At 46.1% G+C, this 12558-nt stretch carries 11 protein-coding genes and 1 pseudogene; 5 read left to right on the top strand and 7 right to left on the bottom strand.

The features are described 5' to 3' along the window. The 3 genes and pseudogenes from AC4E7D_RS05660 to AC4E7D_RS05650 form a co-directional block, all read right to left on the bottom strand. Window positions 1-269 (bottom strand): annotated as a pseudogene (locus AC4E7D_RS05660) (alpha/beta hydrolase); the annotation flags it as partial. A gap of 26 nt (window positions 270-295) precedes the next feature. Beyond that, window positions 296-1024, bottom strand: a complete 729-nt coding sequence (locus tag AC4E7D_RS05655) for a hypothetical protein (protein ID WP_490172841.1) — start codon at window positions 1022-1024, stop codon at window positions 296-298. Between the two features lie 51 nt (window positions 1025-1075). Beyond that, complete coding sequence (locus AC4E7D_RS05650) at window positions 1076-1939, bottom strand: universal stress protein (protein WP_490172840.1); 864 nt, start codon at window positions 1937-1939, stop codon at window positions 1076-1078. A gap of 190 nt (window positions 1940-2129) precedes the next feature. On the opposite strand from AC4E7D_RS05650, the gene AC4E7D_RS05645 reads away from it, so the two are divergent. Genes AC4E7D_RS05645 through AC4E7D_RS05635 form a run of 3 tightly spaced genes read left to right on the top strand, consistent with a single transcriptional unit; the run spans window position 2130 to window position 3765 of the window. Then, on the top strand, window positions 2130-2495 hold the full coding sequence (locus AC4E7D_RS05645; protein ID WP_490172839.1) for an arsenate reductase family protein: 366 nt from the start codon (window positions 2130-2132) through the stop codon (window positions 2493-2495). Between the two features lie 11 nt (window positions 2496-2506). Further along, window positions 2507-3115: a CDP-alcohol phosphatidyltransferase family protein gene (locus tag AC4E7D_RS05640; protein WP_490172838.1), complete on the top strand. Its 609-nt coding sequence runs from the start codon at window positions 2507-2509 to the stop codon at window positions 3113-3115. A gap of 38 nt (window positions 3116-3153) precedes the next feature. Beyond that, window positions 3154-3765 (top strand): GyrI-like domain-containing protein, encoded by a 612-nt coding sequence (locus AC4E7D_RS05635; protein WP_490172837.1) that lies wholly within the window; start codon window positions 3154-3156, stop codon window positions 3763-3765. An 11-nt stretch (window positions 3766-3776) separates the two neighbouring features. On the opposite strand, the gene AC4E7D_RS05630 is transcribed toward AC4E7D_RS05635, so the two are convergent. From AC4E7D_RS05630 to AC4E7D_RS05620, 3 genes are read right to left on the bottom strand one after another with little or no spacing between them, the layout of a single operon-like run. Next, window positions 3777-4763 carry an MlaD family protein gene (locus AC4E7D_RS05630; RefSeq protein ID WP_490172836.1) on the bottom strand — a complete coding sequence of 329 codons (987 nt, stop codon included), beginning with the start codon at window positions 4761-4763 and terminating at the stop codon, window positions 3777-3779. Between the two features lie 4 nt (window positions 4764-4767). After that, the gene (locus tag AC4E7D_RS05625; RefSeq protein WP_490172835.1) at window positions 4768-5550 is read right to left on the bottom strand and encodes an ABC transporter ATP-binding protein; all 783 of its coding nucleotides are present in this window, start codon (window positions 5548-5550) and stop codon (window positions 4768-4770) included. Beyond that, on the bottom strand, window positions 5547-6329 hold the full coding sequence (locus tag AC4E7D_RS05620; protein WP_490172834.1) for an MlaE family ABC transporter permease: 783 nt from the start codon (window positions 6327-6329) through the stop codon (window positions 5547-5549). Before AC4E7D_RS05620 ends, AC4E7D_RS05625 begins: the two co-directional genes overlap by 4 nt. 158 nt (window positions 6330-6487) lie before the next feature. On the opposite strand from AC4E7D_RS05620, the gene AC4E7D_RS05615 reads away from it, so the two are divergent. After that, window positions 6488-6874: a hypothetical protein gene (locus AC4E7D_RS05615; RefSeq protein WP_490172833.1), complete on the top strand. Its 387-nt coding sequence runs from the start codon at window positions 6488-6490 to the stop codon at window positions 6872-6874. 19 nt (window positions 6875-6893) lie between these two features. Further along, entirely contained in the window at window positions 6894-8030 is a 1137-nt protein-coding gene (locus AC4E7D_RS05610; RefSeq protein ID WP_490172832.1) for an AI-2E family transporter, read from the top strand. Window positions 8031-8067: 37 nt separating this feature from the next. On the opposite strand, the gene AC4E7D_RS05605 is transcribed toward AC4E7D_RS05610, so the two are convergent. Beyond that, window positions 8068-12558 (bottom strand): S8 family peptidase (locus AC4E7D_RS05605; protein ID WP_490172831.1); only part of this gene is annotated, 4491 nt, incomplete at its 5' end.

Below are 12558 nucleotides of genomic sequence, written 5' to 3'. Positions count from 1 at the left end.
ACCAATCGCTCCGTCAACAAAGGAATATCAAAACGCATGGCATAGTCCCGGTCCTCGGCCTCAGTGAGCAGGTCGAACAGCAGGGTTGCTATTCCTTCCTTCTGCAGTACTTCGGCTACAAAATTATTTCGTGTGCTTAACCTGCTACTGCCGCTGCCATGAGAGAACAGCACCAGTCCCACAGGAGCCTGGGGGATTGACAAAATTCCCTTTAGCACCACTCTTTCGAGCCTGATATCGACCTTATTTCTTTTTATTTCCGTAATCATATGGCTATTTTTTAATATGCTTCATTTTAAGTAAATAAGCTGGCCCGTAATTCGCGGATACTTGCTGATTGCAGCACCATATTCGCCAGCGTTCCAAAGGTGTAAGCCAGTACTGCCAGATATAATAAGATGCCCAGGATGGGAAAAAACAGCAAGAGATCCAGCACAACAACCACTCCCAGGCTTAACAAAACAACCGTCCAGAAATTCCAGGAACGCTCATTCCTGGAATTCAGAAAATGACAAGCCAGCAGGGCGGCCAGGCAATCCCCCAACCATAAGCTCAGCACAAAAAGGAGCAGCAGCAATATAGCAAAGGGCAGGCCCAAAAGGGCCAGCAAACTATAGCTGGCAATCAAGGGGAGCCCTATTAGATAGAGCAGGCCCATTCCAAGGGTTCTTAAGGGATTACCCCCAGCAAGACGATTCACCTTTGCAAAGAACTTTCCAAATAAACTATTTAATACAAGGATGGTCAGAAAGTGAGAAAGTACCTGGAAGAACCAGAACCCATAGCCCCAAAACGAGCTTCCTCTTGAAAACCAGTTTTCTGCCTCCTGAATCTCGGCATTCATTCTGACATTATTATCTCCCGCCTGTGTGCCGTGATTATAACCAGTACTTTGACAGAACAGTGCCTTCATCACCACAGATGTCGAAAAAGGCGCCTCAATCCCGGCCCTGATCTGTGACGATTGTGGTACATAGCAGGTACACACCGATAAAAACATCAATATGTAGATCCGCTTTTTCATAATCCGCCTAAATCTCTGGATATATCTTTAGCTGCGGATACCCCTTCCCGATCAGGAATATTCCGGGGAATGCACTGTATTTTTTGGGATGCTGAGTAAGGGTATATCCATTTGGGCCTTCATCCGTTTTACCAGGTCCCTGTGCCAGATTCCGCTGAAGAGATGTTGTCCTTCGCGTTCCAACATCACAAGGAGATCGGCTTTTTCCTGCCTGAGATAGTCCGTTAACGATTCGAAAATATCCTCATCAAATCGTAGTTCGAACGAAATAGGTTTGTACTGTACTTTCTGGAAAAGCATCTCCTTAAACCACTCCATCTGATCCTCACCGGCATATTCAGAAGGAGGAGATACATGGAAAACCTTCAGGCTTGCCCCAAAGAGGGAAGCCCAACTGGCAAGATCGCGAATGGCGAATATGTCGGCCTGTTCAAAGGCTGTGGCATATACAATGGTTTTGATATTGCCGGAAACAAAGGATGTGGGGAATAGCATCACCGGGATTGAAGATTTTTCAATCAGTCCGGTCGCCGTGCTGCCAATCAAAAGATCCTTGACCAGAGAACTTCCTGTTTTGCCGGCAATGATCATTTCAGCTTTGAACTCTTCTGCTTTCTCGAGAATCGTGGTACAAGGGATACTTCCCTCGGCCACCACGGTAATCAATTTCTCTTTATCAGGTTCAATATCGAGGTGTTCCAGACAGAATTCACGGAGTTTTTCAGCGTGTTTCATAAAAGCAGCTTCTTCCATCCTTGCATAGGCAATGCTCACAGTACTAATGAATGTAGCCGAGATATCAAATACATGAATGACATAAAGAGGTGCATTTAACTTCTGACTGAGCTTCCAGGCAAATTTGAAAGCGGGAATGGAATTGTCCGAATAATCGGTGGCATACAATATGGATTTCATAGCGCTAAGTGTTGGGATTAAAGCAGGAAACTATTAAAAAGCAGCAGGAAACAAAATGACGGTTGTCATTCCGGCTTACCTGATCTACATGACAATGGTCATTTTTCCCGGCCAGGGGTTGGGCTAAATTTATAAACAACCCCATGAGAAAGGGGTTAGCCGCTTATTCAAAAGATAAAATGCAATAGTCATGGGAGAAATTGCCACATCGGATCGCCAGATTACCCTTTATTACAGTTCTAAAAGTACGCGTGCCAGGCAAACCCTGGCCTATGCTAAAGCAGAAGGTCTGCCTGTACAGGAAATAGACCTCCTTAAAAACCCCCTTACCGGTACACAGCTGGTTGAACTGGCTGACCGCCTGGGCATAAAAGTGGCAGAACTAGTGAATCAGGACCATCCGGCCTACACCGCTAAGTTTGCACCACATGAGTTATCTACGGAGGACTGGATCAAAATGATACAGCACCATCCAGACATCATGAAACAACCCATTGCCATTCGCGGGGATATCACTATTTTGGTAGAAACGCCAACGGATATCATCAAAATCTGATCCTGCTTAGTATGAGGTTGTTCCGGGATTTCAATATTGCAGATTGGTTTTCATTCTACAGAATCTTTGCCGTCCCCATTCTTATTGTCTTTATCTGGCTGGGAGAACGGGAGTTGTTTTCCTGGTTTATGATGATCAGTTATGCTACTGATGCCATAGATGGCTACCTGGCAAGGAAGCTGGGCATATCAAGTGCAAGGGGCTCCCAACTGGACTCTTATGGGGACCAGCTCACCCTCATCATTGCCTTGTTCGGCTTGCTCATATTTGAATATGATTTTATGCGCGAAAATTTCGTGCTGATCGGAGTTGCCTTTGTACCTTATATCATTCAAATGCTAATTGCCCTGAGGAAGTATGGTAAAGCCACTGCTTTCCACACCTATCTGGCAAAAATTTCTGCTATAGTGCAGTCTGCATTTGTGCTTTGGATCCTGTTTTTTGGCCCGGTCTACTGGCTCTTCTATACCATGATCATATTGGGTGTTATTGAAACCCTGGAGGAGATTACCCTAATTTTTATGTACGATGAGTGGGTGGAAGGAGTAAAAGGATATTATTGGGCCAAACGCGATCCCAGGTACCTCAAGAACAAAGGCAAAACCAAAAAAGAATCCTGAAGTAGTTGGCTATGAAGTAGCAGCACATAAATGCTGAGATGATGATAAAAAGAGATGTCAAGAAAGAACTGAAACCCCTCTATCAACCTCGTGCCTCTGAGGTGGTAACCGTGGAAGTGCCTGTGTTTAATTTTTTAAAGATAGACGGCCAGGGGGATCCCAACACCTCCGTTGCCTATAAAGAAGCCGTGGAAGCCCTGTTTTCCTTATCCTATGCCTTGAAGTTTACTGTAAAAAAAGGGCCACTGGCCATTGATTACGGAGTAATGCCACTCGAAGGATTGTGGTGGGCAGACCAAATGGAAGCCTTTGAACGGAGCGCAAAAGAGCAGTGGTACTGGACGGCCATGATCATGCAACCCGAATTCATCCCCGAAACTCTGGTAGCCGAGGTGTCTGAAACCGTCTGTAAGAAAAAAGTCCTGCCGGGTTTGGAACGCATTAGGTTTGAACCTTACGAGGAAGGAAGGGCGGCACAAATACTGCATGTTGGCCCCTTTTCGGAAGAAGGCCCAACCATCAGGAAGGTACACGATTATATTCATGGATTAGGGGGCACCCTTAAGGGAAAGCATCATGAAATTTACCTTTCTGACATCCGCCGGGCTGCCCCTGAAAAATGGAAGACGATCATCAGGCAACCTTTTTAGATCAACTTCCGTTACTTCTGCTTTTCAGCTGCCTTACGGGCTTCTTTTTCCATCTTTCTGAAATACCCTCTGGTGAGGAAGTTGTGTTTCAGGGCTTCCATGTTTTCATTGAATTTAGCGGTTCCCTCTTCGATATTTTTCATGGTAGCAGTTAAGCGGTTCACCAGAAGCGTATCCTGGGTGAGGTAATTGACCATTCCTTCACCTTCGCGAACTTTCTTAACCAGACTATCCAGTTCATGGGTAACCACCGCCATATTCTCACTTGAAGTTTCCAGATTGTGCATGATTTGCTGAATACGCTGCCCGCTCAGGGTATCCATGAGCAATATATTGGCTACGCTTTTCCTGTTTTCTATCCCTTTGGCCAATTTGTTCAGTTCCCTGAACATAATATCAGCCTCGTTGCTTGCCCTCCTGATATTGAATACAGTTCGTTCCAGGTTCTTAGCCATTACCGTATCGTTCAGCAGCCTGCCCAGGGTACCCTCCCCTTCTCTGAGGGCTGTTGTCACCTTAAGCAGGTCGGCTGTCAACAGAGCTGCATTTTCATTGGTTACGTTGAGGGTACTCAGCATATCCTCTGCCCCAATCCGACTGTAGGAAATGATCCTGTCCCCGGATTGGACCAGGGGAGCGTCCCCATTTCCAGGGATAATATTCACGATCATACTCCCCACCAGACCGTCCGAACCTATTGTAGCTATCGCATCTGTTTTAATATGCATTTGCATTTTTTCCTGGATCAGCATCTCCACCCGGATCAGCGTGTCGTTCTGCATATCGATATCTTTGACTGTTCCTACATTGATTCCCGCATAGCGCACATTATTTCCTTTTTGGAGCCCGTTGACGTTTTTAAATACCGCCTCAACGGTGAAGGTCTTCCCAAACATGTTCTGCCGGTTCCCAATAAGGTAGGAGGCCACCACTAACAAGACAGTTCCCAGGACCACAAAAATGCCCAATCTAAACTTCTGTACTGTAGATTTTTCCATCTTCCTATTTCTTAAAAAAAGCTTCTACTTTGGGATCTTTTGAACGTACCAGCTCAGCATAGGTCCCTTCCGCATAATTAATTCCATCCACCAGGAGGATCATCCGTTCAGAGATCACACGGGCGCAATCCACATCGTGCGTTATGATCAGGGAGGATGTCCCGTATTGCTCCTGTATCCTCCGCATCAACTCAATGATTTCCTTTGCTGTGATCGGATCCAGTCCGCTCGTGGGTTCGTCGTATAAGATTATTTTAGGTTGCAAGATTAGGGTCCGGGCCAGGGCTACCCGCCTTTTCATCCCCCCGGATAATTCTTCGGGCATCAGGTCCATAGTATGAGCCAGACCAACGCTTTCGAGTGCTTCAAGCACCAAAGGCAAAGTATCTTCTATATACCCCAGTTTTTCCTTATGCCTGCGCATAGGGAATTCCAGGTTTTCCCTTACGGTCATCGAATCATACAGGGCACTCCCCTGAAAGAGAAAGCCGATATCCGATCGTAGGCGGTCCAGGGATTCCCGGTCCATAGCAGTGATCTCCTCCCCCATTACAGAAACATAACCTTTGTCTGGCCGCATAAGACCCACCAGGCATTTGATCATCACTGATTTCCCCGAACCTGATTTGCCCATCACCACCAGGTTCTCACCCTCGTAAAGTTTCATATGGAATCCATTCAAGACATGATTGTCACCAAAGCTCTTGTAAAGATCATCGATATGGATCATCACCTTTCGGTGTTCCTCCTGAGGACTTGATTTCTTATGTAGGACAGTTTCTGTCATAATTCGTAAAAAATATCCGAAATGAACACTGCAATAAAGTCAATAACGAATAACAGCATGGAAGTAAAAACAACTGCTGTATTCGCAGCCAGACCAACACCAGCGGTTCCCTTCTTGCTGTAATAGCCTTTAAAACACCCCACAAGACCTATAGCAAACCCGAAAAAGAAGGATTTGATAGTAGCGGGTATCAGATCCCCGTAATCCAGGGCATCAAAAACCCGGTTGAAATACAACTGGAACGAGACGTTTCCTTTAAAAAACTCCACCAGCGCAGAACCGTAAAGGGCCACAGCATCACCCAGGATCACCAGGAGTGGGAGCATCAGGGTTGTGGCAAGAATCCTTGTAACTACGAGGTATTTGAAGGGGTTGGTGCCAGACACTTCCATGGCATCAATTTGTTCAGTGACCCGCATGGAACCCAATTCCGCGCCGATCCCAGAAGCAATCCGCCCGGCGCAAACCAGTGCAGTGATTACCGGCCCCAGTTCCCGTACAATGGATATCCCAACCATATTGGGCATCCATGAAACCGCGCCAAATTCTATCAGGGTAGGCCTGGATTGAAGCGTAAGGACCAAACCAATGATAAATGCCGTAACCAGTACCAGGGAAAGGGACCTGTTCCCCATATGGTAACACTGGCGCAACAGTTCCTTGAATTCAAATGGGGGTTTTAGTGCTTCCCTGAAAAAGCGGCCTGCAAAGAGGGAAAGTTCACCAATTTCAACAAAAAAGTGACGAATCCCGACGCCTATGGGTTTTGCCGTTTTCATTATTCTTTGGGATAGCTGAGTACACTCAAAGGTATCGATTAGCCTACTCAGGGTAAATGACCTGTATCATGCAGCAAATGCTGACCAATGTCATTTTATTCCCCACCCTTTCCACCTAGATTTGGGGTATGTCTAACGAATTGCAAAAAATGACGAATATGGAAACAAAGCCCATTTTTAACGAGGATATCCACTTTGAACACCAACAGTGGCAAAGAGAACTTGATTTTTGGGAAGACGAGATCAAAATATTCAAAAACCGACTAGCTGATATCATTAACCGAAGTGATGAGAAGGGATTCCTCAGCAAGCTCGACCATTTTGAAAACCGGTTTCGCATCCACCACACCAAAATCGAAGGCTTCAAACAACGCATACATGCCCACGAACTGAATATGTCCAAACATTACGAAGTTGGGGAAAATTCTATGGATCGGGTGTTGTATGATTATCACAAAGATTTCAGAGAACAAATCCAGACCGAACGGGAAATGTATAATGAACTCAAAAAGGAGTTTTACGAATTCATGACACAGTTCGTGTAGGTCTATGCCCTGAATACCAATGAAAAATGCCGGAATTAGTCTGAGAAATATTTTTTATTTACTCGGGATCACCACTTTGGCGGTATGGATCCTCATAGCAGCCAAGGTGATCCTGATACCGGTACTGTTCAGCGTTTTACTCGCCCTTTTTCTTAACCCGATTGTCAATTTTATTGAACGTTTCATACGGAATAAGATCCTGGCTATACTGGTTTCTTACATCACAGCGGTAATTCCGTTTCTTCTGGTTCTGGGCTTCTTCTTTAACCAGTCGCGCATACTCTTCAGCAGCCTGCCTTCTTCCAAGGAAAAACTACGGGAAAAGATGACCCTGATCATGGATTGGATCGACCAGAAATTCCAGTTAGATGCCGAGGCGACCAGGCAATGGGTAGATGAAAATGTGAACTCCATGGTGGATGTTCCCATAGATTTTATTCAGGATAGTCTGGCGTCAACCACTACGGTTATGGCGCATATCGTCCTGATCATACTGCTCACCTATTTCATGTTATTATACCGGGTAGCCTTCAAGAACTTTTTCCTCACACAGGTAGCTCCAGAACACAGGAAGTCCCTGGAAACGTTATTCTTAAAAATACAATTCCTGACAAAACGGTACCTCATGGGTCAGGGCATCGTCATCCTGATCCTTGGAATTCTTATCGGGACCGGTTTGTGGATAATTGGTGTACCCTACGCCTATTTCTGGGGCTTTCTCGCTGGTTTTCTGGAGATCATCCCCTATGTGGGTACCACGATTGGGGTGGTCCTCCCCTTCTCCTATATGCTCATCCTGTCAGACACCCTGTGGCAACCCTTTGCCGTAGTGGCCCTCTATATCCTGATACAACAAATAGAAGGCAACCTGATCTCGCCGAATGTCATGGGGCCCAGTATCAAGATCAACCCGCTGTTTATTATTCTCGGCTTGTTCATTGGAGCCATCGTTTGGGGTATTCCGGGAATGATCCTGGCCCTGCCCATAATGGCAATCACCAAGGAAGTCCTCAGGGGGTTTGACCGCACAGCGCCGCTCAGCTATCTTATGGAGGACGGTTTGTCCAGGAAAAGCCTGATCTTCTTTAAAAAATTTGATGACGAAAAGTTCCGCCTGGGACGTTTGTTCTCTCAGAAAAAAGAGGAAACAGATTAAACCAGGGGGTAAGCTGTTTATTTTGAGTTAGTCATAGTTATTTTTTAATGATCCTGAACACTTCAGTTTCCCTGCCATTTATTTTCAGGACGAAATAAAGCATCCCGGGTTTTAATGCTGAGATATCCACAGGTACTTCATAATAGGTGTTTAAGGGGTATGCTTTAGCCATTATCAGTTTTCCAACCTCATCATATATATGCAAGGAGAAAGACGCAGGTGCTGCCCCGATGTCCAGTGTTACATAGTCAACTGCGGGATTGGGATAATACACAGAGGTGCTTACATCTTCTGTCGCTTCCCTACTGAAGGTTTGTTCATCTACCACAAGATTGTTGGAACAGGGGTCTGCATTGGAACCGTTGGCCGATTTGAACGCACTTTTGCAGCCCGGGCTTTTGATTTGCCACTGCAGGTTACCGCCATCCGTATACACTTCAAACGAATGGATACCGGGCAGGAAGAAAGAGGGTGCTGACCCTTCAAAATAAGCATTTCCCTTAAAAAAGTTTTCAGAGGTGGTACCCCCTGTAAACTCGACATAAATGGGTACTTCCAGACGATTTTCATAGGTAAACGTCAACTTTGTGGTAATGGCCGGATTCGGATAGTCTGAAACGGGTTGTTTACAAAGGTCCACTGCCTTGATACGGTCATTGCAGCTTACCACCGGATTGTCAAACGTCACTTCAAAACAAAACGGCTTTGTGTAGATCCTGAAATTGTCGTTAGCAATCACACCAGGTACAATACATTGTGTACCCGGTTCGAGGCCGGTAAGCACATTCACTGCCTTCAGGGTAATAGGCACATCCACCTGACTGTTATCTGCATCCAAATTGGTTAACAGGATGAGCGCATTATCAAGGGCCGTATCCGGGGTATTCGCCCCATAATTTGACGAATTCACCATGCTGAAGCCGTTGACAAAGCTAAAGCCATTGACCAAATTGAAGCCATTTACCAGGTTAAAGCCGTTCACAAAGCTGAAGCCATTGACAAAGCTGAAGCCATTGACAAAATTAAAACCATTCACCATACTGAAGCCGTTTACCAAACTGAAACCATTTGGATTGGCCAGAGGCTCATATTGGAATGGAAACACAATATCTGAAGTAATTGTAGTCTCATCCTCCTGCACCTGATCTATTAAGCTCACATTAATGGGGATCAATTTCTCCGTTCCGTCACCGTTTACAAAAGAAAATCCGTTCGCAGCGGCGGTGTCCGCGTTGGCTTCTGTCGTTTCCGAAGCAAAGAAGGCCCGGTTCACCATGGAAAATCCATTGAGGGTAGGTTCACCATTCACAAAACTGAAACCGTTGACCAAACTAAATCCGTTTACAAAACTAAATCCGTTCACAAAACTGATGCCGTTAAGCTGATTAGCATCCAGGGCGTTGGTCAAAGCAGTTTCATCCAGATTGGGAGGAACCTGCCCGTCAGGTTCACCGTAGGTGTACTTATAAGCAATGGGAGGTATGGGTGTCCCGTATTCCCAGGTGGTGATTACTGAACCGTCTGTATCCTCCAGGTAAGGCTCAATGACCACGGGCATGGTGTTAATAACCAAATTACCATCCCGATATAGATCTTCATTTATCAGAGGAAAGCCATCACTGTCAAATACCGGATCACCATTCGAATCCGTCTGCTGTACATCGTAGAGCTCTAGGATGGCCGCATCAACCAGGGGAGCTCCTGTATTATCATCCAATTTGATGGCTATAGAAATGGTTTCCGATTGATTAGCCGGGGAACTGGCATCTGCAGAAGAAGAGAAGCTGAACTGTATGAGAGCGAGATTTTTGAACAGATCTTGTTCTGCATCAGGCAACGGAGCCCCTACCTGATTAATTGCCTGGGGGTCCTTACTGTAGACGGTAAAAGTGAAATCCGGATTATTCTGACCATAAAGCCGGCTATCATCATCAGGCCTGATCACAATGGGCTCCTTGTCTATATTTCGCAGCTCTTCTGAATCAGTGCCTCCATCTGTCCCGTTGGTATTACTGCCAGGGGGGGTATATACAGATATAAGGGGATTCCCGAAATAGGTCCCCAAATAAACCATGATAGTATTCCCATCGAGTACATAGAAGGTGTTCTCGTCATCAGCACCCAGGTCTCCGCTGGTTTTCGGGTCGCCATTGGCATCTACCAGGTCTGGATTTGAAATAAGCTCAGTTTCCCGGAAGAGGACTACTGACTGATCGGTAAAATAAGCCCCCTGAATGAACACCAGGGAAGGTGTGGTACCATCACCCGAATACAAAGTGGTTCCCTGCAGGTCGTCGTAAAAAGGATTTTGGGCGAAGGATGGAATAGGGTTTGCAAAGGATTGCAGGGCACCGTCAACAGAGACAAACCCAAAACCATTTTTCTCATCATATCCCGGGTTACCCAACATTTCAATAGCATTCTCGATCAACAGCTTATCCGGAGTGTAATTTTCCGGATCTGAAACCGTATAACTTCCCGAAGCATCCTTCAAAAAGCCCTCAACTCCTTCCATCAGCAGGGCTGCAGCGGCAGCTACATGAGGTACAGCAGCAGAAGTACCAAAGAAGCTGAATGGAAAAGTATCCCCAGATGTCGGCTGGGTGTATGGGATCCCAAAGAAGGAGGTTACCACCCCTGTAGGCCCCATTAATGTAGGCTGATCCCTTGCGACCAAGGTAGTGGAAGTGACCCCACCGGAGGGATCTGTGACAACTTGTTTTACGTCTGAAAATCCACCCAGGGAAGAGGACCCTTTGGCTGCAAAGGTATCCAGGCCATAATTTGGACTCGCATCCCAGCCTACAGCACCTATGGCTATATTTCCAGGTGCATTGTTATGACCCACAACGGTGGCAAACCCTAAGCCACCCTCTACAAAATCATTTGGATCAGACGAACTTTCCAAGACCCCATCGTCACCAGAACGGAAGAATATAAATTTAAAATCCACACCTGACGCAGGAGTGGTCTGCCCCGGAGCAAGTTCCTGTTCGATCATCAGATAGGTGGTCGTGGGATTGAGCACCCTGAAGTATAATAATTCATTTGGGTCCGCGCCTATATTGTTCCAGTTGTAACCGAAGAGTTTGTTCCCAGCGGCATCCGTCAGATAAATGTCGAGGTCCACCTGGGCACCATCGGTTTCACCCAATGAATAATAATTGTCATCCCACTGCAGGCCGAGTACATATAATCCTTCGTCTACGTCCATTTGTTTGAGACCGTCATTCGTATCAAACTGGTGGCGATATATCAGAGGATCAGGCGTGGCAACAGGAGCAAAGGTGCCTTCAAAGGATTTGTCTCCGAAATTCCCGGCCGCACTGAAGTAATATATCCCTTTGGATACTGCGTAATCAATCGCCTGAGACACTACACCATCCTTGTAATAGGGTTCCTTTAGGTAGGAGAGGTCATCTAAAATTATGTCTATGATCCTATCTCCATTACTGTCTGTTAAATCCGCTAACTCTCTGATGCCTTCGGCAAAGTCGTATTCCGAGATAAAGCCGGTCCTGAAGTGCAGGTCAGCTCCAGGTGCCACGTCATGTATGATCTCGAGCATGGCCCTTCCTTCGTCGCTTCCACCACCGGACAAATCCAGCACCACATTTACAGGCTTCTGAATCTCATCACCTGAGTTACCTATGTTGCCATAACTATCCGAGATCACGGCAATATCGTAACCGGAACCATCTAATTTTTTCTTCGCCGTTGGGTTGCCCTCTGTGTCGAATGCCGTTGGAATTTCCCACCCAATCCTGGCGAACAGCGAACCCTGGGCCAGATCTCCCTGGGTGAAAACGGAATTGTTTGTTGTTACCGCGGGCTCATCTACCCGGTTCCATGCATAAAGATCAGCTTCATCATCAAGAAACAGCAGATCGGATATTTCTCCGGGTGCTTGTGGAAGAATTAATACGGGTACCGTGACTTTCCGGAGCCCAGCTGAAATCCTATAATCGGATTCAAAATCCGTTTCGTCTATCCCCCTGCTCGCCAGATCAAGTAAAAATTGATCGTACTCCCCTATGTTTACCGTGATTTCTACGATCACTGTATCATCGGTAAAGTCCGTTGGTGTGCCGTTCAGGTTAATTCTGTAGATAAGCTCATAGTCGGCAGGTAGTGTGGGATAGGTATTACCCAGTTCCAATAGTGCCGGGCTAAGTTTACCGTTGGTCTTCCCATCACAATTGTATACGCAAACAATGTCGCAGTTATTCACTGTAAGTACAGCAGATGATTCGGAGCTACAGCCCGTATTGGTATTATTGACCACCACCTTGTATACGTTTCCATTATTGGCCTCAGTAGTAGCTGCAGTGACTGTATATGAAGGTGAATTGGTTCCCACAGGTAAAGGATTGGAAGGGTCTGAAATATCATACCACTGGTAGCTATAAATAGCGCCGATTTCAGGATTGTCTATAGTTGCCGTAAACGTGGCATTCCCATCAGAATTGTCACCCGTTCCAAAAGCACAAACTTCCTGGTTGGCTACTGTAACTTGGGGTAAAGGGTT

The organism is Lentiprolixibacter sp. (genome assembly GCF_982873095.1).
The sequence above is the reverse complement of the archived record's forward strand: the minus strand, read 5'-3'. Positions and strand labels throughout refer to the sequence as shown.